At 70.4% G+C, this 25,495-nt stretch carries 22 protein-coding genes; 10 read left to right on the top strand and 12 right to left on the bottom strand.

The window, feature by feature from the left end; translation table 11 throughout:
- Nucleotides 1–169 precede the first annotated feature (169 nt).
- Entirely contained in the window at nt 170–946 is a 777-nt protein-coding gene (locus WME85_RS33335) for a DUF1287 domain-containing protein (RefSeq protein WP_437827140.1), read from the top strand.
- A gap of 82 nt (nt 947–1,028) precedes the next feature.
- On the opposite strand, the gene WME85_RS33330 is transcribed toward WME85_RS33335, so the two are convergent.
- The gene (locus WME85_RS33330; RefSeq protein ID WP_437827139.1) at nt 1,029–1,880 is read right to left on the bottom strand and encodes a class I SAM-dependent methyltransferase; all 852 of its coding nucleotides are present in this window, start codon (nt 1,878–1,880) and stop codon (nt 1,029–1,031) included.
- A 486-nt stretch (nt 1,881–2,366) separates the two neighbouring features.
- On the opposite strand from WME85_RS33330, the gene WME85_RS33325 reads away from it, so the two are divergent.
- Both WME85_RS33325 and WME85_RS33320 read left to right on the top strand, forming a co-directional pair.
- Nucleotides 2,367–3,266: an aminoglycoside phosphotransferase family protein gene (locus WME85_RS33325; protein WP_437827138.1), complete on the top strand. Its 900-nt coding sequence runs from the start codon at nt 2,367–2,369 to the stop codon at nt 3,264–3,266.
- Between the two features lie 463 nt (nt 3,267–3,729).
- Entirely contained in the window at nt 3,730–4,863 is a 1,134-nt protein-coding gene (locus WME85_RS33320) for an acyl-CoA dehydrogenase family protein (RefSeq protein WP_437827137.1), read from the top strand.
- Nucleotides 4,864–5,062: 199 nt separating this feature from the next.
- On the opposite strand, the gene WME85_RS33315 is transcribed toward WME85_RS33320, so the two are convergent.
- Nucleotides 5,063–5,980 carry a pirin family protein gene (locus tag WME85_RS33315; protein WP_437827136.1) on the bottom strand — a complete coding sequence of 306 codons (918 nt, stop codon included), beginning with the start codon at nt 5,978–5,980 and terminating at the stop codon, nt 5,063–5,065.
- Between the two features lie 165 nt (nt 5,981–6,145).
- Nucleotides 6,146–6,877: a CTP synthase C-terminal region-related (seleno)protein gene (locus tag WME85_RS33310; RefSeq protein ID WP_437842423.1), complete on the bottom strand. Its 732-nt coding sequence runs from the start codon at nt 6,875–6,877 to the stop codon at nt 6,146–6,148.
- Nucleotides 6,878–7,098: 221 nt separating this feature from the next.
- On the opposite strand from WME85_RS33310, the gene WME85_RS33305 reads away from it, so the two are divergent.
- The 3 genes from WME85_RS33305 (at nt 7,099) to WME85_RS33295 (ending at nt 10,826) form a co-directional block, all read left to right on the top strand.
- Nucleotides 7,099–7,662, top strand: coding sequence for a DinB family protein (locus WME85_RS33305; protein WP_437827135.1), 564 nt, complete (start codon nt 7,099–7,101; stop codon nt 7,660–7,662).
- A 569-nt stretch (nt 7,663–8,231) separates the two neighbouring features.
- The gene (locus tag WME85_RS33300; RefSeq protein WP_437827134.1) at nt 8,232–8,954 is read left to right on the top strand and encodes a beta/gamma crystallin domain-containing protein; all 723 of its coding nucleotides are present in this window, start codon (nt 8,232–8,234) and stop codon (nt 8,952–8,954) included.
- A gap of 417 nt (nt 8,955–9,371) precedes the next feature.
- Nucleotides 9,372–10,826 (top strand): hypothetical protein, encoded by a 1,455-nt coding sequence (locus WME85_RS33295; protein ID WP_437827133.1) that lies wholly within the window; start codon nt 9,372–9,374, stop codon nt 10,824–10,826.
- 85 nt (nt 10,827–10,911) lie between these two features.
- Here WME85_RS33295 and WME85_RS33290 read toward each other — a convergent pair whose 3' ends face one another.
- A complete protein-coding gene (locus tag WME85_RS33290; protein WP_437827132.1) occupies nt 10,912–12,099 on the bottom strand; it encodes an endo-1,4-beta-xylanase in 1,188 nt (395 codons plus the stop codon).
- 328 nt (nt 12,100–12,427) lie between these two features.
- Between WME85_RS33290 and WME85_RS33285 the strand changes: the two genes are divergently transcribed.
- Nucleotides 12,428–13,264 (top strand): SDR family NAD(P)-dependent oxidoreductase, encoded by an 837-nt coding sequence (locus WME85_RS33285; RefSeq protein ID WP_437827131.1) that lies wholly within the window; start codon nt 12,428–12,430, stop codon nt 13,262–13,264.
- A 140-nt stretch (nt 13,265–13,404) separates the two neighbouring features.
- The gene (locus WME85_RS33280) at nt 13,405–13,908 is read left to right on the top strand and encodes an SRPBCC family protein (protein ID WP_437827130.1); all 504 of its coding nucleotides are present in this window, start codon (nt 13,405–13,407) and stop codon (nt 13,906–13,908) included.
- A gap of 14 nt (nt 13,909–13,922) precedes the next feature.
- Here WME85_RS33280 and WME85_RS33275 read toward each other — a convergent pair whose 3' ends face one another.
- From WME85_RS33275 to WME85_RS33240, 8 genes are all read right to left on the bottom strand, one after another.
- Nucleotides 13,923–14,993, bottom strand: coding sequence for a hypothetical protein (locus WME85_RS33275; protein ID WP_437827129.1), 1,071 nt, complete (start codon nt 14,991–14,993; stop codon nt 13,923–13,925).
- A 105-nt stretch (nt 14,994–15,098) separates the two neighbouring features.
- Complete coding sequence (locus WME85_RS33270) at nt 15,099–15,812, bottom strand: ABC transporter ATP-binding protein (RefSeq protein WP_437827128.1); 714 nt, start codon at nt 15,810–15,812, stop codon at nt 15,099–15,101.
- Nucleotides 15,787–16,566, bottom strand: a complete 780-nt coding sequence (locus tag WME85_RS33265) for an ABC transporter ATP-binding protein (protein ID WP_437842420.1) — start codon at nt 16,564–16,566, stop codon at nt 15,787–15,789. The genes WME85_RS33270 and WME85_RS33265 overlap by 26 nt, the downstream gene beginning before the upstream one ends.
- Nucleotides 16,566–17,534 carry a branched-chain amino acid ABC transporter permease gene (locus WME85_RS33260; RefSeq protein ID WP_437827127.1) on the bottom strand — a complete coding sequence of 323 codons (969 nt, stop codon included), beginning with the start codon at nt 17,532–17,534 and terminating at the stop codon, nt 16,566–16,568. The genes WME85_RS33265 and WME85_RS33260 overlap by 1 nt, the downstream gene beginning before the upstream one ends.
- Entirely contained in the window at nt 17,531–19,693 is a 2,163-nt protein-coding gene (locus WME85_RS33255) for an ABC transporter substrate-binding protein (RefSeq protein WP_437827126.1), read from the bottom strand. The genes WME85_RS33260 and WME85_RS33255 overlap by 4 nt, the downstream gene beginning before the upstream one ends.
- Nucleotides 19,694–19,725: 32 nt before the next feature.
- Nucleotides 19,726–20,556, bottom strand: a complete 831-nt coding sequence (locus WME85_RS33250) for a MetQ/NlpA family ABC transporter substrate-binding protein (RefSeq protein ID WP_437827125.1) — start codon at nt 20,554–20,556, stop codon at nt 19,726–19,728.
- 60 nt (nt 20,557–20,616) lie between these two features.
- Nucleotides 20,617–21,297, bottom strand: coding sequence for a methionine ABC transporter permease (locus tag WME85_RS33245; RefSeq protein WP_437303069.1), 681 nt, complete (start codon nt 21,295–21,297; stop codon nt 20,617–20,619).
- The gene (locus tag WME85_RS33240; RefSeq protein ID WP_437827124.1) at nt 21,290–22,288 is read right to left on the bottom strand and encodes a methionine ABC transporter ATP-binding protein; all 999 of its coding nucleotides are present in this window, start codon (nt 22,286–22,288) and stop codon (nt 21,290–21,292) included. Before WME85_RS33240 ends, WME85_RS33245 begins: the two co-directional genes overlap by 8 nt.
- Nucleotides 22,289–22,596: 308 nt before the next feature.
- On the opposite strand from WME85_RS33240, the gene WME85_RS33235 reads away from it, so the two are divergent.
- Together WME85_RS33235 and WME85_RS33230 are read left to right on the top strand one after the other, a co-directional pair.
- Complete coding sequence (locus WME85_RS33235; RefSeq protein ID WP_437827123.1) at nt 22,597–23,943, top strand: DUF2403 domain-containing lipoprotein; 1,347 nt, start codon at nt 22,597–22,599, stop codon at nt 23,941–23,943.
- A gap of 266 nt (nt 23,944–24,209) precedes the next feature.
- The gene (locus tag WME85_RS33230) at nt 24,210–25,448 is read left to right on the top strand and encodes a hypothetical protein (RefSeq protein ID WP_437827122.1); all 1,239 of its coding nucleotides are present in this window, start codon (nt 24,210–24,212) and stop codon (nt 25,446–25,448) included.
- The last annotated feature ends 47 nt before the right edge of the window (nt 25,449–25,495 follow it).

Below are 25,495 nucleotides of genomic sequence, written 5' to 3'. Positions count from 1 at the left end.
GTGTCCTTCCCTGGCGAGGTACCGCAGCCGGTCGGTCCCGTCGGTGCGGCGCCCCTGATCCGACGAGCGGAGCCCCGCTCCCTCTTCTGGCCTGCGCGCCGTCGCTGCGACGTTCCCGTCGTCCGGCGCTGGTCTGTCACAGAGCGTCCTCGTCGGCCGATGACGGAGCATGACGTCACGCTCCTGGGCATTGCTCGCCGCGCTCCCCCTCCTGGCCTGTGGCTCGCGAGAGCTCGCCGCCGCCTCTCGCGAGGCCCGCCTCGCGCCGGCATCGACGCCCCCGCTGGCGCCCGCGCCGACCCCCGCGTCCGTGCCGATCCGCGCACCCGGGGTTGCTCCAGCGCCGCTCGCCGAGCCCGCGCCTGTCCCGGTGCCTTCCAATCCGATCGTCGCCCGCGCGCGCCTCGAGGTCGCGCGCGCGGTCACCTACGATCCCGCCTGGGTCGCCATCGGCTACCCCGGCGGTGATCCGGCCCCCGATCGCGGCGTCTGCACCGACGTCGTCATCCGCGCCGTCCGCGCCGCCGGCGTCGATCTCCAGAGGACGATCCACGAGGACATCCTCGCGCGCCCCGCCGTCTACACGACGGTGAAGCGTCCCGATCGTTCCATCGATCATCGCCGCGTCACGCCGATGCTCACCTACCTGCGCGCCCACGCCACGTCGCTCCCGACGACGTTTGACGGGGCCGCGGTGGGCACATGGGAGGCCGGCGATATCGTCGTCTGGTCCTTCGCGCCGTGCCCTTCGTGCACGCCGGATCACGTGGGCATCGTGAGCGATCACAAGGGCCCGCGCGGCATCCCGCTCGTCCTGCACAACATCGGCCCGAGGCCGAGCGAGGACGACCAGCTCGACGCCTGGACCGTGCTCGGTCACTTCAGGCTCCGCGGGGCGTCGGCGCCGGAGCGAATCGAGGGAGCTCGAAGCAGCGCCGACCCGTGAGGGTGCCCGGAGCGGTCCGGCGCGACTGCCGGCGCCGGCGGCCGGGAGCTGCGGCCACCCGTCCCCACGATCGTGGATCAGGTCAAGGGCGCGGCACCAGCACGGTGATCGAGGGCTCGTGGATCAGCTTGCGCCCGTCTCGCTCGACGGCCTCTTCGTTCAGATAGACCAGGAGCTGTCTCTTCACGTCGTCCGACATGGCGCTGAAATCGGTCTGGTAGATGAAGTCCAGCAGGGCTTTCCCGGTGGTCGACTGGTCGTCGAAGCAGAGGGTCACGTCGATGGTCTCGTCGTGCTCGGCCGTCTCGTATCTCAGGCCCAGCCGCTCCATGATGCCCTTCAGGCTCTCGCCCGTGATGAGCCCCGCCTCCGACGCCGTCCAGTAGCCTTGATAACCCGTCAGCGCGACGTACTTCTTGATCAGCGTGTACATCTGGCCGTGCTCGTGGTCGACCGTGATCACCAGGATCCCGCCCTGGTTGAGCATGCCGAGCGCCTCGCGGGTGAGCCGCTCTTCTTGCCCTGGCATGTGATAGATCGAGTGCATGTAGAACACGCAGTCGAACCGCTCGTCCGTCTTGAAGTCTTCGATCCTGGTCGCGCGCACGTCGAACTGTACCCCGGCCAGCTCAGGACGCCGCGTCATGGCGGTGAAGTGTTCCCGGTGGATCGCGTTTGGCTCCAGCGCCACGTAGCGCACCGAGCCGCCTTCCGGTGCGACGCGCCTGAACAGCCGGGCGACGTCGGCGTCCACGTCGCCCGGCCCGGGACCCACGCTCACTATCGACAGGTCTCTCCTGCCGCTCGCCACGATCTTTCGGAGGTGCGGCTCCATCAGATCGAGCGTGCCTCGATGGTCGTAACGGCGGCTGTCGAAGAAGATGCGCCATGCGGTCGCGTACGCTCGATCGGCTTGAATCTGGCTGTCTGTCATCGCTGTCGTCGACCTCGTTGGTGATGCGTGACTCGTCGTGGATGCAGCCTCGGGCGCGCTGATCTGGACCGGGCGGCCAGACGTGCATGCGCCTCGGCGCACCCTGACGACCCGTCACCCCTCGCGACCCGCGGCCAGGCGCAGGTCGAGGTGCCGAGCCGATCGCACGAGGGCTCTCTGTCGATCAGCGCGTGCAGCACGGTCGTACAATGAAACGACCGCGACGAGGAGCTTGACTTTCGGAACGCGTCTGGACTCCTTGTTCCCTGGTGCTGATGGAGGCGCTCAAGGATGTCGGTACGGTGGTGTGGGAGCCGCTCCACCGCTTTCGCTTCGAGCTGCCGGGGGAGGCGACCGCCTGAGAGTGCCGTTGCTGACCCGCGGCGAGGGCGTGCTCGAAGCCGCCTCCGCTCATGGCTGGCGCGACCGCATGGAAGACCTGCTGCGCGTCGTGCGGCGGGTGACGAGCCCAGCAGGAAGGATGCGATGACCACGACCGATGGATTCAAGATCGACATCGCCCTCGTGAGCCGGCTTGTCGCCGCGCAGTTCCCGCAGTGGGCCGACCTGCCGATCAGGCCGGTGGCATGGGATGGATGGGACAACAGGACCTTTCACCTGGGCGAGCGCATGAAGGTGCGTCTGCCGAGCGCCGAGGGCTACGTCGCCCAGGTGGAGAAGGAGCATCGCTGGCTGCCACGGCTCGCGCCGCTCCTGCCCCTTGCCGTTCCAACGCCCCTTGTGCTGGGACGACCCGGCTTCGGGTATCCCTGGCCATGGTCGGTCTACGGCTGGATCGAGGGCGAAACCGCGTCGGTCGAGCGGATCGCCGACCTCGCGGGCTTCGCGACCGAGCTCGGTCGTTTCCTCGTTGCCTTGCAGCGGATCGATGCCGCAGGCGGCCCCCTGGCCGGCGAGCACAACTTCTTCCGCGGCGGGCCGCTCTCCGTGTACGACGCCGAGACGCGCCAGACCATCGCCGCGGTGGCCAGGGACGTCGACGCGGGCGGAGCGACGGAGGTGTGGGAGGCTGCGCTTGCGGCCAGGTGGCGGGGCCCGCCGGTGTGGGTCCACGGCGACATCGCTGTCGGAAACCTGCTGGTCAAGGAGGGGAGCCTTCGCGCCATCATCGATTTCGGCAGCTCCGGCGTGGGTGATCCGGCTTGCGATCTGGTGATCACCTGGACCTTCTTCGCGGGCGAGAGCCGGGACGCATTCCGGGCGGCGGTGCCGGCCGACAGCGCGACCTGGGCCCGCGCCCGCGGCTGGGCGCTGTGGAAAGCGCTCATCACCTTCGCGAGGAGCGGGCGCTCCCATCCGGCGGAAAAATCGCCCCGCGATGTCATCGCCGAGGTGCTGGCCGAGCACCGGCAGCAGCACGGCTAGCCGCCGCTGTCCTGCCCGTCGGGGGGACCGCGGAGATCGGATATTTCGCCCGGGACGTATGTGCGGAGCATCGGCCAGTAGCGAGCCGACCGAGTTTGGGCCAGCGGCGGCGGCGATCCGGCGACCCGACCCAGGTTGAGGGACCCGACCCAGGTTGAGGGACCCGACCCAGGTTGAGGGACCCGGCGGTGAGGGACCCGACCCAGGTTGCGACGACCCAGCGGCGACCTGACCCAGGTTGAGGGACCCGACCCAGGTTGAGGGACCCGACCCAGGTTGAGGGACCCGACCCAGGTTGAGGGACCCGACCCAGGTTGAGGGACCCGACCCAGGTTGCGGCGGCGACCCGACCCAGGTTGCGGCGACCCGACCCGCCCCAGGTCGGGGCAGCATCGGTCCCTGCCAGCAGCGCACTGCCAACCTGGGTCGGGCGCTCGAGTCGCCGCGGAATACACTCCCCTGCATGTCCCACCCATCGCTCACGCCGTCCGTCCCGGTTGACACCGGCACGCTCCTCGAGCGCGCCCGCCGGGTCGCGGCGCTCGTGCTCGCTCCGGCGGCGAACGCCACGGATCAGTCCGAGACGGTTCCTCGCGAGAACCTCCGTGCGCTTGCGGACGCCGGTCTCCTCGGGATCGCGACGCCTGCGCGCTACGGCGGTCACGGCGTCCCGGCGCGGATTGCGCGCGAGTACCTGGAGATCATCGCCGGCGCCTGTGGGGTGACGGCGTTCGTCCAGATCCAGCACGCCACCGCCGCGTGCCCGCTCATCGCGCGAGGCGACAACGAGGCGCTCAAGGAGCGCGTCCTGCCTCGCTTCGCCTCCGGCGAGCGCTTCTGCACGGTGGGCTTCTCGCATGTCCGCCGCCCGGGCCCGCCGATGGTCAGGGTCGAGCCCGATGGCGACCATGTTCGCCTCCACGGCACCGTGCCCTGGTTGACCGGCCACGGGATCGCCGACGACGCCGTCATTGCCGGCACGCTCCCCGATGGCCGCCTGATGTACGTGCTGACGTCGCTGCAGGCCGGGGAGTCCATCGTGCCATCGCCGCCGCTCCGCCTGTGCGCGATGAGCGCCTCGGCCACGGTGTCGCTGACGCTGCGTGACCTGCGCGTCGGCCCCGATCAGGTGATCGCCACCGTGACGCGCGAGCAGCAGGCCGTCCGCGACGTGGCGGGCATGCTGACGCCGTCGGCGCTCTCGTTGGGCGTGGCCGGCGCCGCCGCCGCCCTGCTCGCGGAGCTGGCCGAGCGCCGCGGCAGCACACACCTTGCTGGCGCCGCGCGGGCATTCGAGGACGAGCGGGAGGCCGCCCGCGCCGAGGTCGACGCGTGGGCGGACCGGCCGGAAGCGGAGGGATACGGCGAGCACGTGGTCCGCGTTCGCGCCTGGTGCATCGATCTGGGCGTCCGCGCCGCGCACGCGGCGGTCATCGCGAGCGGCGGCAGCGCCAATCTCCTCGACCATACGGCGCAGCGCCTCTTCCGCGAGGCGATGCTCTATTCGCTCACGGCCCAGACGCGCGACTTGCAGACGGCGACGGTGCAGCGGCTGCTCGCCCGAGGAGGCCGCGCGACGGGCCCCGTCGGGCCATGAAGGCGGTTTTCCGATCGACCGGCGACCCGACCCAGGTTGAGGCGACCCGACCCAGGTTGAGGGACCCGACCCAGGTTGAGGGACCCGACCCAGGTTGAGGCGACCCGACCCAGGTTGAGGCGACCCGACCCAGGTTGAGGCGACGGAGGCGACCCAGGTTGAGGCGACGGAGGCGACGACGGTCCGAACGCTCGGCTGATCAGCCCTCCGGGAGCGGGATGAACTCGGCGTCGTCGCCGGGGATCCTGGGGAAGCGGCCCTCGCGCCAGTCGGCCTTCGCGCGCTCGATGCGCTCCTTGGAGCTCGCCACGAAGTTCCAGTAAATGTGGCGCGGCCCGTCGAGCGGGGCGCCGCCGACCAGCAGGAGGTTCGTCGTGCCGACCGCCTGAACCGCGGCGTGCGCGCGCGGGCGGAGCACGAGCATCGCACCCTCGCCGAAGCGCTTGCCGTCGCAGTCGATGGCCCCGTCGACCACATAGACGGCGCGCTCCTCGTGCTCGTCGTCGATCGGCAGCGTCGCGCCGGCGTCGAGCTTCGCGTGCACGTAGAGCGTCGGCGACAGCACCCCTGTGGGCGCCTTCGCGCCGTACGCGGTCCCGGCGACGACGTGCAGCTCCGCGCCGGGACGGCTCACGACGGGCATCGTCGGGCGCGGGTGATGCTCGAAGCGCGGCTCGATCTCCTCGTCCTCCAGCGGGAGCGCGACCCACGTCTGGATCCCGTGCATCCGCGCGCCGCGCGCCCGCACCTCGGGCGCCGTCCGCTCCGAATGGACCACGCCCCGCCCGGCGACCATCCAGTTCACGTCGCCCGGCCGGATCGGCTGCTCCGAGCCGAGGCTGTCGCGATGCACGAACTCCCCTTCGAGGAGATACGTGATGGTCGCGAGCGCGATGTGCGGGTGTGGCCGGACGTCGATCCCCTGGCCCGGCGCAAAGTCGACCGGACCCATGTGATCGAAGAAGAGGAACGGCCCCACGTGCCGCCGCTGCGTCGAGGGGAGCGTCCGCCGCACCGTGAAGCCGCCCAGATCCCGCGGGCGCGACTCGATCACGAGATCGATCACCCCGCTGTCTCCGCCCAGGCACTCCGGTTCCTTGTCGGGATATCGGCTCATCGAGATCTCCTGCTGCTCACGCCTCGCCCGAGGCCACGCTGGCTCCAGAGGAGCCCCCGAGGGGTGCCTCCTCGAATACCACGTCCACCACGTCGGCCACCATGTCCGCCGTGGGCCATCAGCCATGGGTCGCCCGGCGCGCGGCGACGGCGCGACCCGCCCGGCTCAGCGGTCCGCGGGGCGCGCGGCGGGCCTCGAGGGCATCGCCTCGCCCCCCGCGCAGGCCCGGATGAGCCCGGCCACGAGCGGCGGCAGCTGCCCGGCGAGCGCGGCGCGCTCCGGCTGGAACAGCGTCGCGACGAAGAACGGATGTCCATCCAGCTCCACGGCGCGCACATCGCCGGCATCGTCCTCCGCGCTGATCCGCAGCGCGCCCGAGACAAGCGCGGCCTGGAAGTCCCGGTTCAGGCCGTAGCGGCAGCGGTACCCTTCCGCGGCCTCCGCGCAGCCGTAGGCCTGCGCGGTGCGGGTCCCGGCGCGGAAGCGGACGGCGCCGGTCGCCTCCACCAGGGAGCATTCCAGCGGCGCGATCACCGCGCGCTGCGCCTCCGGCGCCGTCTCCGCGTGCTCTGCGTCCGACCAGCCCAGCACATTGCGCGCGTACTCGATGACCGCGTGCTGGAAGCCGCCGCAGGTGCCGAGGAACGGGCGCCGCTGCTCGCGGGCGAAGCGGATCGCGCGCAGCGCGCCGTCCATGCTCCGGTACGGGCTCGCCGGCACGCACCAGAGGGCGTCGTAATGGGCCACGCGGGAGACGTCGGTCACCTCCTCGGTCGGCACCCATTCGAACGAGAGCGGCGCGGCCAGCGCCTCTCCCGCCAGCCGCAGCGCCGCCGGGATGGCCCGGTGGGCGGTCACCGCATCGTCGCGATCGCCGACGAGCCCCAGCTGAATCATCGCCTTCACGCGCCCCACTATAGCGGCCCGACCCGGGTCGCGATAGCAAGCCGCGGCTGGCGTGCGGCCCGCGACCCGACCGGAACCGGGGCGTCGAGCGACACGAACGAAGCACTCACGAGGACGTGGCCGGACCAGCGGACAGCCCTCTTGACGCCCATCGGCCAGCGCTGCTCGCCAGCTGTTTGCCGGGCAAAGAGAGGATGCTAGCCTCCCGGACCATGAGACGTGACAGCCCTGGCGCCCCGACTCAACCCGTGTCCAGCGAAGCACGAGACTACTTGATCCGGCAGCTCGAGATAGCATGGCAGCTGACCAGCTACCACCTCGAGGGGCTCACCACCGAGGAGTGCTTGTGGCGCCCTGCTGACGCGGGGCTGCACGTCCATCAAGCCCCGGATGGCAAGTGGCGCGCCGGCTGGCCGGAGCACGAGGGGTATGATCTCGGCCCGCCGAGCATCGCGTGGCTGACGTGGCACCTCGGCTTCTGGTGGTCCATGGTGCTCGACCACTCGTTCGGCGAAGGAGCCCTCACGCGCGAGGACGTGACGTGGCCCGGCAGCGCCGAGGGCCTGCGCGCGTGGATCGGCGACCTGCAGCGACAGTGGCGAGCGGCGCTCGAGCAGGCCACCGACGACGATCTGCGATCGGCGCGGCGGACACGATGGCCCTTCCAGGATCGTCCGTTCGGTGACGTCGTCGCATGGGCCAACATCGAGCTCACGAAGAACGCTGCCGAGATCGGCTACGCGCGCTTCCTCCACGCACGAAGGCCGCGCAGCTAGTTTCGCCTGTCGGAAATCTCGCCAGGATTCCTGATGCCACGCGGCGGGCATGCGACCGCAGGCGCCGAGGGCCGCAGCCAGACGCCGCGGCGGTCACGTCGCCGGGCCGCCGAGCGCCACGGCGAGCCGAACGCGCCCATTCCGATGGTCAGCTCGTGGCCATCGGCGATCAGGTGGGCGCGTTCATAATAAAGATGCAGCTCGATGCGAACAGCGGGATGACGCCTTGTTTCACGCCTGGAACGCGGCCGTTCCAGAGCGCCGCCTGGCGCCGCTCCGTATATCGCCACATACTCCGGACGTGACCCTTGAGCGGTCGCGGGGCGGGTTTCGTAGACCCGGCTCCGGGCCTCCCGCTCCAGCGGTCCACCCAACGGTATTCGACCCGGTGTGCCCATGGGCTCGCTCGGAGACGCCATTGCCGAGCCGGGCATGCCGTGATCACAGGGCCCGTCATTCTGCTTGCTGACGAACGCTTGGTTGACGTCGATGGCGTTTGCAGCCGCCTGGTAGGGCGGACTGCCTCGGCGTGAACCATCGCCATCACTGAATCATGATGTGGAGACAGAATGAAGAAGAAAGAGCTTTATAATAAGTTAGGTCTCATGGTCTGCGCCGGCGCCGCGCTCGGCCTCTCCTCGGCCTGCCTGGGCGCCGACGAGTCAGACGAGCCGCTCGAGCCGCAGTCGTCCGAGATCATCGACGGCGAGATCGCCGAGGCGAGCCTCTCGGCCGTCCACCCCGCCGGCGAGGTCGTGCTCTACGATCTCCCGAGCTTCTCCGGCGTCTCGCAGAGCTTCGGGATCGGCCGCCACGACGTCGAGGACCTCACGATCATCGGCAACGACCGCGCGAGCTCGATCAGGGTCCCTGCCGGGCTCCGGGTCACGGTCTTCTTCAACGCCAACTTCGAGGAGGGGGCGTACGTCTATACCTCGGACACGGACCTCGTGGCTGCGGGCACGAACGGCGTGTCCGTGAGCGCGAACGACATCATCTCGAGCCTCGTCGTCTCGCGGGCCTCGGACCCGCAGCTGGATGTGGTCACCTTCTACGAGCACGCCAACTTCTCGGGCGAATCGTTCGTGTACAGCGTCGGCGGCAACTTCCTTTTCAACGGCCCCTGGAACAGGCGAATCAGCTCCGTCCGCGTCCCCCCCGGCTTCAAGCTGACGCTCTACGACGGGTACGTGTGGTTCTCGCCGAATTCGCGCGTCTTCACGGCAGACGCGAACCTCGCTCCCCACGGCTTCGACGACCAGACCCAGAGCTTCATCATCGAGCGCTTGTAGGCTCGAGCGCGCGCGACCGTGGCCCAGAGCAGCCGGGCCGGTCCCGAGCCGCCGTCCTTTCATCGCCTGGTGCCGCGCGGTCCCCGCCGGCACCGCGGTGCTCGTCTCCCTGTTCCATCGGTACGCCGCCGACTACCCCCTCGCCTCGACATCACGAACGGCGCGATCGCGTCCTCCGCCGCGCGCGCCGCCGCGAGGAGGCGTGACATTGCAATCGTGCGCCCGCAGGCGAATACCTCGGTCACCTGTCCAGGGCCGTGATTGGTTCTGCCCGCACGTCGACACCAGGTTGGTGGTTGCAGCTGTAGGGTTGCTCAGCGCTGCCCATCCGGGGTCCGGGCGTCGAGCCCCAGCGCGAGCGTCGACCAGGGGACGGCAGGTCCCTCTCACCGTTCGGAGCCGATGATGATCCCTCGAATGCGCACAATTCATGTGGTGCCTGGAACGCTCGTCGCGCTGCTGGTGGCCGCAGGCTGCGGGTCGGACGCCGGCAGCGACCCGGCGGGCAGCGGCGGCAGCCCGGCCGCGGAGGGCACGCCGTCGAGCGGCGACTCGGGTGTGGGCGGCTCGCTCCAAGGGGCGAGCGGGTCGGGCGCGGGGGGCGGCGTCGCGACCGGCGGCACATCGGGCGCTGGCGCGCCTGGCTCGGGCGGCTCCGACGCCGCCGGCGGCGCGGGCACCGGAGGGGCGGGGACGGGCGGGACCGGCGGAGGGGCGGGGACGGGCGGGACCGGCGGAGGGGCCGGAACGGGCGGCAGCGGCGGAGGGGCCGGAACGGGCGGCAGCGGCGGTGGTGATGCGGCGTATCCCTGTGATGGAGACACGGCCAGTTACAACGCCGTCGTGACAAGGTCCGGATCCACCTGGGCCGCGCAGAACGGCACCCGCAACGTCTATAGCGGCGGCGACATGCGGGCCGCGGTGCAGGCGGCGCTCGACAGCTTGAGCTCCGGCCGCACCACCAAGGAGAGCGTGCTGGTCCAGGGCTCTGGCACGATGACCGCGGGCTCGCGGATCAGCGTGCCCAGCTTCGCCGTGCTCAACGTCTGCGGCACGATCGACGTCACCGGCAGCGGCTCCGGCGACATGGCGCCCATCTACGCGCGCGGCCGGACCGATATCGAGATCCCGAACGTCACGATCACCGGCACCCCGATCTACGCCATGTTCTTCCGCGACGTCGAGAACCTGCGCCTCGGCCACGTCGAGCTGCGTGTCTCGAGCGGCCTCGGCGTCCGCATCGACAATCACGGGCGCTCGAACCGCGCCGACAAGGTGACGAACATCGAGATCGATCACGTCTACGCCGAGGGGACCGGATCTCACGGCGTCGAGACCTATGGCGTCGACGACCTCCGCATCGGCGCCGTCATCGCCCGCGACACAGGGGAATGCGGCCTGCTCCTGAACGACACGACCAACGCCGAGATCGGGACGGTGGACGCCGTGAACGCGGGCGCTGGCACCGGCTACGCGGCGTTTCGCCTCGCCAACCGCGCGGGCCGCGTCGGCAGCAGCTACCCCACCAACATCCACGTCGGCGAGGTCATCGCCCGCGGCGGCGGGCGGGGGATCTTCTGCGTGTCCGAGAGCGGGGGCGTCACGATCGACCGGATCGACGTCGCCGACACGGGCAGCAACTCGATCCTGCTCGAGAACTGTCACAACGTGAACATCGCCGCTGAATCCGGGACCGTGACCGGCGGCGGCGACATCCGGCTCGCCGCGCGCGCCGAGTTCGAGAACTCCTCGGACATCACGATCCAGAACCTCGCGATAACGAACACGGACGTCAACGAGAACCCCTGCGCCACGAACAGCACCTTCCGCAACCTCACGCTGGTGAACGCGCGCGACAACAGCTGCGATTAGTCCCGCCCGCCGCGCCCGAAATGAGACGCGCCCGAGCCCCCTCCGGGGGAGCTCGGGCGCGAACCTCACGTGGTCGTGGCGTCGCTCAGCCGCCGCGGTCGAGGAACTCCATCAGCCACTGCATGGCCGGTCGCATGGTGCCGTCCTGCCGCTGGATGCCCGTGTTGTCCCGCCAGGTCGTGCCGACGATGTAACCCCAGAGCGTGATGCCCTTGATGGAAGGGTGATTCCAGTACATCGTGAACTGCTCCTCCATCACCCGCTTCTGCTGGTTGTCGTCCGCGATGCCGATGTCGTACTCCGTGACGTACAGGGGCTTCCCCAGCGCGGCCATCTTGTCGAGGTAGCTCTTCACGGTGCTGGTGTTGATCTTGTACGCGTCGTGGGCCTGCGCGCCGAGCGCGTCGACCGGGGCGCCCGCGTCGATCACCGCCTTCGCGATCCGCATGAAGTTGTTGTGGTCGTTCTCGTACTCGATGTTGTTGTAGTCGTTGAGGATCAGGACCGCGCCCGGGCAGAACTCGCGAGCCCACTTGAAGGAGTTGACGATCCAGTCCCAGCCGCTGGCGCCGTCGCCGCCGATGCCGTTCTTGTAGGAGGGCGTGGTGTGGGGCGGCGGCTCGTTGACGACGTCGATGTACTTCGTGTCGGGGTAGCGCTCGCAGAACGACTTCATCCAGTCTCGCACGGCCGACTGCTGCTCCGCCCCGGAGAGGCGCCCGACCCAGTCCGGCTGCTGGCTGCCCCACACGAAGACGTGGTGCTTGAAGATGATGTTGTTGTCCTTCGCGTACTTGTAGATCGCGTCGAGCTTGCTCCAGTCGCGGCTCCCGCGGGACCTCTCGACGGAGCCCCACTTGCCCTCGTTCTCGGGCGTGATCTGGTTCCAGTACCGGGCGAAGCCGTCGCGCACCGCGCCGCTCGTCGTGATGTTGCCGACGAACTTCTGCTCGGGCTCGGAGCCGCCGGCGCCGGTGGTCGCGCTGCTCGTGGTCGCCGGCTCGCCGCCGCCCGCGTTCGACCCGCCCGTCCCGGCGCTGGTCGTCACCGCGGATCCGGTGGTGCTGGTCGTGACGCCGGCGCTGCTGGAGGTGGTCGCTCCAGGTCCGCTGCTGACCGTCGTGCTGGCGGTGGTGCCGCCGCCCCCCGCGCCCCCCGCGCCTCCAACGCCATCGCCGGTCCCGTCGCCCCCAGAGCAGCCGAAGAGCGTCGCCATTCCGAGCGCGATCCAGGTCGTGCCGCACAGCCATCGAGAAGAAAGGTTCTTGTTCATGTTGGACTTCCGCGAGTGGTGTAGCTCCAGGTCCTTGGAGCGGGAGAGCCGGTGAGCAGCATCACGAACCGGAGCGCATACGCTCCGGGGTACGCACGCCACGCACCTCGGCACCTACAATTCCCGCCACCCCTGAAAGTGATCAAAGGTGCCCGAAAGCAGCTGCATATTCCCTGTCTAAGAGAAATATGCAGCCATGGTGTATTGCGACCATGTGGCAAATCTCCACCTCGAGAAGAGCGCCGTGGGCATGTCGCGCCCCGAGCCGACCTGCGGTAGCACTCCTCCGCACCACGCTTTCGCGGCGCACAGGGTTGAGGAGGGATCGATGTCGAAGATCGCACTTGTCACAGGCGCGAACCAGGGCCTCGGTTACGCGATGGTCGCCCGTCTCTGCCAGGACCTGCCGCCGGGCAGCACCGTGTACCTCGGGGCGCGGGACCCGGAGCGCGGCGAGGCGGCCGTGGCGCGCCTGCGCGAGGAAGGCCTGCAGCCGGCGCTGGCCCGGCTGGACGTGACGGACGACGCCAGCGTCCAGGCCCTGGCGGAGACGGTGGCGCGCCGTCACGGCGGGATAGACATCGTGCTCTCGAACGCCGCCGCGCGCATGGTCAAGGAACTGCCGCAGGCGGCCCAGGTCCGCACCTTGATCGACACGAACAACCACGGCACCTACCGGATGATCCGCGCCTTCGGACCCCTGCTGCGCGACGGCGGCCGGTTCTTCGTCGTCGCGAGCTCCTTCGGCTCCCTGACCAGGCTGGATCCGCGGCTCCACCACCTCTTCGACCCCGCCACGCGATCTCTCGAGGACATCGAGCGCGTCATGGACGAGTACGTCGAGCTCGTCGAGCGCGGCGAGGCAGAGGCCCACCACTGGCCGGCGTGGATCAACATCCCGTCGAAGATCGCGCAGGTCGCTTCCATGAAGGTGGTCGCGCGCCAAAGGCAGGCCGAGGCAGCGCAGCGCGGGCTCATCATCGCCGCGCTCTGCCCCGGGCTCGTGGACACCGACGCGTCACGCCCGTGGTTCGACGACATGTCGTCGGCGCAGTCGCCGGCGGACGCCGCGAAGAACGTCCTCTGGATCTGCACGCAGCCCGTCGAGTCGCCGCAGGTCTACGGTGAGCTCGTTCGGCATCGCCAGATAGTCCCCTGGGTGTGACGCGGCGGCCGGGCGCGGGAGAGCCGCGCCCGGCGCCGGTTCGACGCGCTCGAGACCGAGGTCCACCGCGTGGGCCGACAGCGACGCATGACGTTCACGGCCCCTTACCGCAACGACACGAAGCGCAAGAAGGAGACAGCATGAGCCCCCGACCCAACGGCCGCGTCCGAGGCACGGCGACCGGCGCCGATCTCGTCATCACGCGCAGCTTCCGCGCGCCCATCGAAGACGTCTGGCAGAGCGTCACCGCCTCCGAGAGCACGGCGCGCTGGATCGGCCCGTGGGAGGGGGAGGCGGGGCCCGGCAAGACGGTGCGCCTCCAGATGGCGTTCGAGAAGGGCGCGCCGTCGTGCGACGTCTCGATCGACGCGTGCCAGCCGCCGCACCACCTCGCTGTCTCGATGAAGGATGATCACGGCGACTGGCGTCTCGAGCTCTCGCTCACGGCGAAGGGCGAGACCACCGAGCTCACCTTCGTCCAGCACCTCGCCGATCCAGCGCTCGCCGGCGATACAGGGCCAGGCTGGGAGTACTACCTCGACATGCTCGTCGCCTCCCGCCTCGGCCAGCCGCTGCCCGACTTCGCCGACTACTATCCATCGCAGCGCGCTTACTACCTGGGCGACGCGCGCGCGCAGGAGTAGCAGCGACGGCGCGCTCACGGCACCGGGATCAGCTCACCTTCCGGGTGTGCCGGATCGGCCGTCTCCGCCCACGTGTTGTCCTGCCAGAGGAACCGCTCCGGGTCGGCGGCCTGCGCCTCCGGGTCGGAGGTGCCCTCTCGGTCGGCGGAGATCAGCCCGTAGAAGAAGCTGTCGCCGTGCTGGTTCCCGACGAACCGGACACGTGTCGGCATCCCGCTGCCCTGCTCGCGGTCGTAGAGGGTGTAGTTGCCGCCGTCGATGAAGTTGTCCTTGATCAGCACATCGTCCGTCGGACCGAAGTCGCAGGTGATGTTGATGGCCGCGGTCTCCTCGCCGTCGTGCTCGATGCGATTGCGGAGCACGGAGGTCGGCTGGCTCGTCCCGTAGATCTCGATCTGATCGCGGTGCGCGATGCCGTCGTAGGGGATCGGGTCGTGGAGGTAGTTCTCCTCGACGCGGCCGCCGCTCAGCCTCATCCCATTCTCCTGTTGCGATACGTCGTTGCGCCGGCATACCCCGTCGCCGCTCGTCGTCACGTCGATGCCGATCGTCCCCGTGGCTCCGCCATGGATCGTGTTCCACTCGACGCGCCAGCCCGAGGGATTCGTCTCGTACCCGATCCAGATCCCCCGCGCGTCGACCTCACCGTCGAGGTCGACGTCGCAGCAACGGGCGGTCACGTCGTCGGCGAGGATCTTGATGGCCCCGACGATACGCTTGTTCTCGATGACGGTCCCCGCCACGTCGACGATGTACGGCCCGTCGTAGTCGGTGAGCTGACCGCAGGGTAGCCCCGCCGCGATCGCCCCCGCGATACCCGTGTTGGCGGCGCCGACGTCGCGACCATGGGCCACGTCCCCGCCGTCACCGCCGCTTCCGCCGGCGCCGCCGCTCCCGCCGTCACCGCCGCTCCCGTCGACGCCGCCGTCACCGCCGCTTCCGCCGTCACCGCCGCTCCCGCCGGACGTCGACGCGCTTCCTGCCCCCGCGGAGCCACGCTCGCCGTTCTCCGGCTCCGAGCAGGCGATCAAGAAGGCAAGCGGCGCAGCCAGCAGGAGAGCGGAGGCCCTCGTTCGTCCGTGCATCTCCACAAGCTACCGCTCGCCCGCCCGCGTGGGAAGCCTGGTGAGCCGCGTCAGGCGCTGTCCGCCGACCAGCGCCCGATGCGGGAAGCGCGCTTCCCGAGCGACTCACATCCCGAGATACGCCCTCCGGACTTCCTCCTTCTTCGCCAGCTCGCTCGCCGCTCCCTCCAGGTGCACGCGCCCCTCCGCCAGCACATACGCGTAGTCGCTCACCGCCATGGCCATGGCCACGTTCTGCTCGACGAGGAGCATCGTCAGCCCCTCGGCCTTGAGCCGGCGCAGCGACTCGAAGAGGTCCAGCACCAGCCGCGGCGCGAGGCCCAGCGACAGCTCGTCGAGCATCAGCACCTTCGGCTCCGCCATCAGCCCGCGCGCGACGGCGACCATCTGCTGCTCGCCGCCGCTGAGCGTGCCAGCCTTCTGGCCGCGGCGATCCGCGAGGCGCGGGAACATCTCGAAGACGCGCTCCAGGTTGCGCCGCAAGCCCGGCTGCGCCCGCCGCGAGAAGGCGCCGAGCTCCAGGTTCTCGTGGACCGTCATGTCGGCGAACAGCTGCCGTCCCTCCGGCACCAGCACGAGCCCCTCGCCGGCGCGGGCGTGCGCCGGGAGGCGCGTCACGTCGCCGCCCGCGAAGACCACCGAGCCGCTCCACGCCGGGAGCAGCCCCGTCACCGCGCGCAGCAGCGTCGTCTTGCCAGCCCCGTTCGACCCCACGAGGGCCGTCAGCTTCCCCGGCTCGAGGCGGAGCGTCACCCCCCAGAGGATCTGCACCTCGCCGTAGCCTGTGGCCAGATCAGTCACTTCGAGCGCGGCCGCCATCCGAGCCTCCTGCCAAGAGCTCCTGCCCGAGCTTCGGGTCGCCGAGGTACGCCTCGATCACCTTCGGATCCGCGGCCACTTCCCGCGGCTCCCCCTCGGCGATGAGCTTGCCATAGTCCAGGACCACGATCCGGTCCGACAGGCTCATCATCGCCTGCATGAGGTGCTCGATCATCACGATCGTGACACCCTGGCCGCGGATGTGGCGGATGGTGTCGATCATCCGGGCCACCTCGGCGGGGTTCAGGCCCGCGAGGACCTCGTCGAGCAAGAGCAGGTACGGCCGGGCCGCGAGGGCGCGGGCCAGCTCCAGCCGCTTCTTCTGCGCGACGTTCAGGCTGCCAGCCAGCTGCGCGGCGCGCTCGCCGAGGCCGCCGAGGCCCACGAGGGCGAGCACCTCGTCCGCCACGCGGGCCGCGGCGCCGCGCCCGTGGCGCTCGCGGCCGTAGCAGGCGCCGAGGATGACGTTCTCGCGCACCGTGAGGTCGTGGAGCGGCCGCACGATCTGGAAGGTGCGGGCCAGCCCGAGGTGCGCCACGCGGTACGGCGGAAGGCCGGTGATGTCCTGACCGCGGAACACGATGCGGCCCTGCTCGGGCGCGTGCACGCCGCTCACCACGTTGAAGAGCGTCGTCTTGCCGGCGCCGTTCGGGCCGATGAGGCCGAGGATCTCCCCTTCGTCGACGCCAAACGCGACGTCGCTCAGCGCCTGCAGGCCACCGAAGCGCTTCGCTATCCCCTGGACCTCCAGCATCATTCGAGCACCCCCCGCGCGCGGGGCAGTCGCGCGCGCAGCCAGCCGACGACCCCGGAGGGCACGAACAGGACGATGAGCAGGAGCACGCCCCCCGCGAAGGCGAGGTGAAGGTCCTTGAAGAGCGGGGTCGTGAGCAGGAAGCTGCGGAGACGGTCGTACGTCGCGGCGCCCAGGACCGGCCCGAGCGCCGTCCCGGCGCCGCCCAGCATCACCATGACGAGCGTCTCGATCGAGGTGTGCAGCCGGAAGGCGTCGCCCGGCTCGACATTGCCGTTCTTGAAGAAATAGAGCGTGCCGACGACGCCAGGGAAGAACGCCGACAGCACGTAGGCGAGCGTCTTCAGCCGCGGCGCGTTCACGCCCATGACGAGCGCCGCGTCCTCGTCCTCGCGGATGGCGAGCAGGCCGAGCCCGAACCGCGAGCTCTTCACGAGCAGGCTGAGCGCGACGACGACCACCGTGACCCCGAGGAGCAGGGCGTACGTGAGCCACAGCGCCCTGGCCGGGCCGCCGTACTCGCCGTACACGGAGAAGTTGATCGACAGGCCCGTCGCGCCCCCGAAGAGGGAGATGTTGTTCACGAAGGCGCGCGCCGCCTCGTTGATCCCGATCGTGGCCAGGGCGAAGTAGGCGCCCCGGAGGCGCAGGATGGCGAGGCCGAGGACGGCCGCGAGCGCGGCGGCGGCCAGGCCGCCGGCCAGCATCGCGAGGTAGAGAGAGACCCCTCGCTGGCTCAGGAGGTAGAAGCCGGTGTACCCGCCGAGCCCGAAGAACACGATATGGCCGAAGTTCACGTAGCCCGTGTACCCGAGCAGCAGGTTCAGGCTCGAGGCGAGCGTGACGAACGTCAGCAGGGTGAACATCGTCTCCCGCAGCGTGTCGCCGCGCGTCGCGAGCGGGAGCACGCCCAGCGCCGCGACGAGGGAGAGCGTCAGCCAGAAGGCAGGGTGTCGATGGGCGTTCATGTGCGGGCTCCCAGGAGGCCGCTCGGGCGGAGCAGCAGCACGAGGACGAACAGCGCGAACTCCACCACAGGCACCCAGCTCACCGGGAGGAACATGGGGATGAGCCCCTCCAGCGTGCCGAGCAAGAGCCCTCCGACCAGCGCCCCGAGGGGGTTGCCGAGGCCCCCCAGCACGCCGATGACGAACGACTTGAGCTGGTACGACTCGCCGCTCAGGATGGTGAAGGGGAAGAACGTGGCGATGAGCCCGCCGGCCACCGCCGCGAGCATCGTCCCGAGACCGAAGCTGAGGCCGAGCACGCGGGAGGAGGGGATGCCCATCAGCTCCGCCGAGGCGCGGTTGCTGGCCACGGCGCGGATCGCCTTGCCGAGCCGCGTCCGGCGGAGGAACAAGGTGAGCGCCGACGCGACGAGGACGGCCATGAGCGCCGCCATGAGGCGCGTGCCCGGGAGCGACACCGGGCCGAGCCGCGCCGTGCCGAGCGAGTAGTCGATGTTGCGAGGCGTGGTGGTCAAGAGCGCCGTGCCCAGACCGATGAAGATCATGTTGACGGCGAACGTGGCCAGCAGGGTCGTCAGGTGGTGCGGCGCATGGATCACCCGGTGTACAGCCACAGGGTAAATGATCAGCCCGAGCAGCAGCCCCGCCGCGGCCACCGCGACGAGCCCGACGTAGGGGTTCAGCCCCAGGTGCGTGAAGAGGAAGTGGCTGGCGAACATCCCGAGGGCGATGACCGCGCCGTGGCTCAGGTTGATGACGCGCAGGACCCCCCAGATGAGCGTCATCCCCATCGCCGCGAGGCCGTACACGAAGCCGAGCATGAGCCCGTCCACGAGCGACGTCAGCAGCTGGCTGGGCCCCGCGGCCGCCTGATCGCGGGCGGGATACAGGGGGTTGGCGGTGCTGGCCTCCGCTGGCCAGACGACCCGCTTGACCATCTTGCCCTGCTCGTCCTTCTGCCACTGGATGTACACCATCTCATGGCCGATCTGGCGGCCGTGCCCCTTCGCGCTGGTGTCGTATTTCGTGTGGCCGAAGAAGGTCAGCATGTCCGTGCCGTCGAGCGCCGCCTTGACCTTCGCCGTGTCCAGCGACCCGGCCCGCGCTATCGCCTGCTCGAGGATCAGCCCGGCGGCGTAGCCCCCCGCGCCGTGATACGAGGGCGTCTCCCCGAAGCGCTCCCGGAAGCGAGCGACGAAGTCGCTCACCGACGGGCCGTGCCAGGGGAGGCCCGCCGCGCTGGCGGCCTCGGCGCTGTATTTCACGGTCGACTCCCATTGACTCGGGCCGATGACGCCGAGCGCCGCCGCGCCGAGCTCCCCGAACCGCGGCTCGGGCGGCGCGACGAGCAGCGCGATGAACTTGGCCTGGATGCCTTTCTCCGAGAGCTGCCTGGCGAAGGTGCTCGTGTCGGCGAAGTGGCCGCCGCCCATGATGACCTCGACGTCGGCAGGCATCCTGTTGATGAACGGCGCGAAGTCCGTGGTGCCGGTGGCATAGCCCTCGAAGAGGACGATCTCGTAGCCCTTGCCCTCGCCGTGGCTTTTGGCGGCCGTGGCCACGTCGGTGGAGAACTTGTCCCGCTCGTGGACGATCGCGACCCGCTTCACGGAGGGATCGAGGTGGGCGAGGAGATCGAAGGCGCCGGCCAGATAGCGGCTCGCGGGCGTGTACGTCATGAAGGCGAGCGAGTAGCCCTTGTCGTGCGTCGAATCGGACGACGCGCCCGCCGTGACCATGACGCGGCCATACTGCTCGGCGATGACGGCGGCCGCGTCCGTCAGGCCGCTGCTGTACGGGCTGATCAGGAAATCGGCCCTGTCCTCGTTGATCAGCCGGGTATAGAGCTGCTGGACGCGATCCTTGTTGCTCTCGTCGTCATAGAACCTGATGTCGAGGGTGACGGCGCTGCCATCGGCGAGGCGGACGCCGCCCGCCTTGTTGACGTCGTCCACCCACATCTTGATGCCGTTGGTCTGCCGGGTCGATTCGACGTTGACGTTGCCCGTCAGCGACGCCGTGAACCCGACGATGGCGGTCCGCGACGGCGGCGGCGCCGCCCCCTGCGGGCCGGGCGCGCCGGACTGCGCGCTCGCGGGCGAGGGCGCGCACCACGCGATCGCCACCAGCGTCAGGATGAACAGGGCCAGCTTTCGCATCGCGGCATCCTACACCGCGATGCGCGCCCGCGTCAGAACGCCGGCACCACCGCGCCGCCATAGGTGGACTCGATGAAGCGACGCACCTCCTCGGACTGCAGCGCCTTGATCAGCGCCTGCACCTCGGGCCGCGCCTCGTCGCCCTTCCGCACCGCCAGCACGTTGGCATAGGGGTTCCCCTTCGCGGACTCGCGGGCGAGCACCTTCGCGTCCAGCTTCAGGTTCTTCTGCGCCTCGAGGAAGTAGTTGCCGTTGATGACGGCGGCGTCCACGTCCGCCAGGGTGCGCGGCTGCTGCTCGGCGTCGATCTCCCGCAGCGCGAGCTTGCGCGGGTTGTCGACGACGTCCTTTGCGGTCGCGGCGACGCCGGCCCCCTCGCGGAGGCGCAGGAGCCCATGCTGGGCCAGGAGCTGGAGCGCCCGGCTGCCGTTGGTCGGGTCGGCCGGGATCGTCACCTGCGCGGCCTCGGGCAGGTCCTCCAGGCGAGCATGCTTGGTGGAATAAAGGGCCAGCGGCTCGAGGTGCACCGCCGCCGCGCTGCTCAGCGAGAGGTGGCGGTCGGCGCTGAAGCGCTCCAGGTAGGGCACGTGCTGGAAGTAGTTGGCGCCGAGCTGCCCGTCCGAAAGCGCGATGTTCGGCTGGACGTAGTCGGTGAACTCGACCACCTCGATCTTCACGCCCTCCCGCTCCGCCAGCGGCGCGGCCGCCCGGAGGATCTCCGCGTGCGGGACGGGGGTGGCGCCGACCTTCAAGGTGCGGCCGCCGCCGGCGGCCTCGTCGGTCTTCTTGCAGCCGGCGAGGGCGAGCAGCGCCACCACCGAGAGCAGGAGCGCAGAGAGCACGATCGCATGGGTTCGCTTCATGGTCAGTCCTCCGGAGGGGTCGCGCGGCCCGACGACGCGGGCCGGGCGCCTGGAACAGGGTCAATCGCGGGCGTCGGCGCCCCGGGAGCTCGCGCGGTCGAAGCGGGCGGCGAGCCTGTCCCCGAGCAGCTGGACGGCTTGCACCAGGACGAGCAGCACCACGAGGCAGCCCAGCATCACGTCGGTGCGAAAGCGCATGTAACCGTACTTCACCGCCAGGTCGCCGAGGCCGCCGCCGCCCACGGCGCCCGCCATGGCGCTGTAGCCGAGCAGGCTGATCACCATGAGCGCCGTGCCGCGCACGAGGGACGGCAGCGCCTCGGGCAGGAGCACCCGGAGGATCACTTGCCGGTGCGTGGAGCCCATCGCCACGGCCGCCTCGACCAGCCCGGGATCCACCTCGCGCAGGCCCTGCTCCACGACGCGCCCCATGAAGGGGATCGCCGCCACGACCAGCGGCACGATGGCGGCCGTGGTGCCGATGGTGGTGCCCACGATCAGCCGGGTGAGCGGCACGATGGCCACCATCAGGATGATGAACGGCACGGAGCGCCCCACGTTCACGAGCGTGCCCAGCGACCGGTTCAGCAGCGGCCGCTCCCAGAGCCCGCCCTCGTCGGTGATCACCAGCAGCACGCCGAGCGGGAGCCCCGCGAGCAGGACCAGGACCGCGGAGACCGACGCCATGTAGAGCGTCTCCACGGTGGCCACCCAGAGCGACCCGAGGAGCTCGCTAGGCATGCGCCACGGGCTCCGGCGAATAGCCCTGCTCGCGCAGGTGGCCCAGCGCCTGCTCCAGCGCCTCGGGGGCGCCGGTGAGCTCGACCAGGAGGCGCCCCACCGGGACGCCGCCCACCCGCTCCAGCGTGCCTTCGACGAGGGTGGCGTCCACGCCGAAGCGGCGCGCCAGCAGCGCGAGCACCGGCTGAGCGGCGCTGTCGCCGGCGAGCGACAGGCCCACGAGGCGGCCCCCGGGGCGGACGGGCCAGCCGGCCGCGGCGAACGGCGCGTAGCAAAGCGCGTTCAGCCGGGCGCCGGGGCGCGCGAGCAGGTCGATGACCTTGCCCTGCTCCACCACGCGGCCCCGCTCCAGCACGGCCGCCGAATGGCAGATCTCCTTGAGCACCTCCATCTGGTGCGTGATGAGCAGGATGGTGAGCCCCAGCTGCCGGTTGATGTCCCGCAGCAGGCCGAGCACCGAGCGCGTCGTCTCCGGGTCGAGGGCGGAGGTCGCCTCGTCGGACAGCAGCACGCGCGGCCGCGGCGCGAGCGCCCGGGCGATGCCCACGCGCTGCTTCTGGCCGCCGGAGAGCTGGGCCGGGTACGCCTGCGCCTTGTCCGAGAGGCCGACCAGCGCGAGGAGCTCCTCCACCCGCTCGCGGACGCGCGCCGGGGGCCAGCCCGCGATCGCCAGCGGATAGGCGATGTTCCCCGCCACGGTCTGCGAGGAGAACAGGTTGAAGTGCTGGAAGATCATCCCGATGCCCTGGCGGGCGTGCCGGAGCTCCCGCGGGTCGAGCGCCAGCATGTCCCGGCCCTCGACGCGCACCTCGCCCGCCGTGGGCCGCTCGAGCAGGTTGACGCAGCGGATGAGCGTGGATTTGCCCGCGCCGCTATGGCCCAGCACCCCGAGCACCTCGCCGGGGGCCACGCGCAGGGAGACGCCGTCCAGCGCCCGCACCTCGCGCTTGCCCTGCCGGTACACCTTGCTGATGTCACGCAGCTCGATCACGGCCGACGACCACCTCCGCACCCGCCTCGCGGCGGGCTCCGGGGCTGGCCCGGCAGCGGAGCGCAACGCCCGCGCCGCTCGCGCGGAAGCTGCGGGCGAGCTTATAGTGGCCAGGCCTCGCGGGAGCAACACGAGGGCACCGATTGCTGCCCACGCAGCAGCGCGCCCACCGCGCGCCCCGCGTGATCCGGGGCGCGCGGCGCGGGCTGGTGCCGATCGGCGCCTGTGTGGGCCTTGCCATGACCTACCCGCGCTGCCCTCGTCGCTTTTCATCACGGAACCAGCGCGCTCCGGAAACACTCCTGGAGATGAAACGCTCATCGTTCTTCGTGCAGGTTGCTCTCGTCCTCCTCGCGTGCGCCTGCGGTGACGGAGGCGACGTCGGAGGAGAGGGCGGCCGAGGGGGCCAGACGAGCGGAGGGCCGTCCACGAGCGAAGGCCCGTCCAGCAGCGCGACGGGCGCCGGCGAGGGCCCATCCAGCAGCGCGACGGGCGCCGGCGGAGGCCCGTCCAGCAGCGCGACGGGCGCCGGCGGAGGGCTCGGCCCCCACGTCCCCGAGCCGAGCACCCCGACGCGCGGCGGGACGATGACGTTCACGAACATCGGCGCGCCCGGCTGGTGGCCCCGCCGCATCGACCGAGAGCCCGGAGATCCGGCGTGCGACTACAAGGACGGCGACGACACCTGGGGCGGGCACTGCTGCATGACGGAGCACCACACGACGAGCGACAGGCTCGCTCCGTTCGACGAGGAGATGACCCTCATCATGAAGGCCATCCGCGTGAAGCAGCTCGCCGTCTACCAGCCCGGCGGCGACCCGGCCGCCTGGCAGATGGTCTCGTCGTGGGACGAAAGGCGCGGCGTGGGCTCGAACCTGCTCGTCACCGAAGGGCAGAACACGTCCGCCGACTTCACGGGCGACCTCACGAAGAAGGACTGCGTCACGTACTTCATGCAGGACAGGCCCTTCCCGTGCGGTGACGGCGAGGACTACTTCTGCCCCGACGATCCGGGCATCATGCACCTCGGCTGGGCGGGGTCGAAGCTCGTCGTCTTCCTCGCCTCCATGACGTTCGACGACGCGGACGTCGAGAAGTGCGACGGCGGCGGGCAGGGCCACCCGGGTCCGTGGGTCGCGTTCGTCGCGTCCGAGCTGATCCGCGACGGCGGCCGCAAGTGGAACGGGCTCTGCAACTGCTACTCGAAGACGGGCACGGTCGGCGACGGCTGCGGCGAGATCAACGTGTTCGAGGTCGTGATGGACAACAACGAGTACAGCAACCGCGAGTTCATGAGCACCGGTGTCCGCTCGTACCAGGAAGGGCACGTCGGCGGCAGCGTCTGCGGAGCCGGCTCTGATCGCGACGCGTTCGCCGAGGACGTGGAGGTCGTGGACGCGTGCGCGCAGAAGGCTTACGAAAAGGGGCCGGTCATCGAGGCTGGCGGACGCTCCGACGGCTGCCCGACGTGGCGTCGGCCGAGCGGCGATCGCTACTTCATGATCCTGCTCGACGAGTCACGGCGCGCGATCCAGGTCGCGGTCATCCACCCCGAGAGGATCCCCTCCGCCGCCGCCGAGATGCTCCCCGATCTGCCGGGCAGGCTCTCGCGCGCCTCGATCGACGCCATGGTCTCGATGCGCCTGCCCGAGTGAGCCGCTGAGACCCCTTGAGGGCGCTGCGGACGGATTGCGCGTTTCGGCCCCGCCGCCGCCGTCCCGGCCCTTGCGCCCCTGAGCAAGTTCCTGATGCCGAAGGTCTTGACGCATTGTCCCTCCGTGGGACCATGTATGCGTTTGCGCGAGGTCTCTGGGTCGCTCGGCCTGACGGCGGGATTGCACGACAGCGCACGCCAGGCCAGCCACCCCATCCCTCCGGCGGGGGCCGGAGAGGTTGAACGAAAGCCAATTCGGGGGCGGCGATGTTCTCTACGGATCCGACGAGCAACGGGGGCGAGCGTGTTCGTCCATGGTCGCGGCGGTTCGCGGCGGCGGTGTATTTCCTCATCATCTTCTGCGTCGCCGGCCTCGGCGGGCTGCGCTCGCCACAGATTGGCTGGGACGTGCTCGGCTACGCTGGCGTCGTGTTGTCGTACGAGTCGCGCGACCCGGCTGTCATCCATGGCGGCGCGTACGGCGCGCTCCGCGACGTCGCGCGGGAGGCCGATGTCGAGGAGCTGACGAACGGCACGCCGTACCGCGCCGAGCTCGCGAAGACCCCGGAAGCATTCGTCGAGCAGCTCCCATTTTACCGGGTGCGGGTCGTCTTCTCGGGCCTCATCTACCTGCTTCACAAAATCGGGGTCAACCTCGTGCAGGCGGCGTCCGCGATCGCGGCGCTGTCGTACGCCTTCCTCGCGCTGCTCGGTCTCTTCTGGATGCGGCGCTATCTCGACCCGGTGAGCGCCGTCCTGGTGAGCAGCTTCGCCTTCCTGAGCTTCCCCTTCACGCAGGCCGCGCGCATTCCGACCCCCGACGGGCTCGCGGCGCTCGTCGCGGTCGCCGCGATGTACTTCCTCCTCGAGAAGCGCAGCTGGCGCCTCGCCGTGGCGCTCCTCACGGCCGCGGTGTTCGTGCGGCACGACAGCGCCATCCTCGGGCTGATGTTCTCGGCCGGCCTCCTCGTCGTCGATCGCGGAGAACCGCTGCGCGCCCGGCTCCTTCGTTTCGCCGCCTCGTCGGCGGCGATCCTGGGCGCCTATGCCGTGGTCAGCCGGCTCGGCGGTTATGGCTGGCGGACGCTCTTTCATCATACGTTCATCAACCACCTCGCTCACCCGGCGTCCGCCCCTGCCCCGGTCGGCCTGGAGGACTACGTGCGGGTGGTGGCCACGAGCCTCCTCCCGGACGCGCTCGTGAGCTACGCGGTGCCGTACCTGCTCGTGCTGGCGATCGCGGTGGCGTCCTATGTCCGCGCGGGCGGCAAGCTGACGCTCGAAGATCCCTGGGTGATGGTGCTCGGCCTGCTGCTGCTGCACCTCCTCGTCCGCGCGCTCCTCTTCCCGGCCTTCTGGGAGCGCTTCCTGCTCGCCCATTACCTGTTCTTCGCCCTCGTCGCCGTCCGCCTGCTCCGGCTCGCCGCGCGCGTCGCTCCCGGACGAGAAGGGGACCCGCGCGTCTCGGGGACGTCGAGCCCGGCTGCGGGGCCTGCTCCGGGCTGACAGGGCCTTCTTCCGTGCGAGCCGGCCCCCCCGGTCCGGAAACGGCG

The sequence above is a fragment of the Sorangium sp. So ce1153 genome, assembly GCF_051521595.1.
In the GTDB taxonomy this organism is placed as follows: Bacteria; Myxococcota_A; Polyangia; order Polyangiales; family Polyangiaceae; genus Sorangium.
The sequence above is the reverse complement of the archived record's forward strand: the minus strand, read 5'-3'. Positions and strand labels throughout refer to the sequence as shown.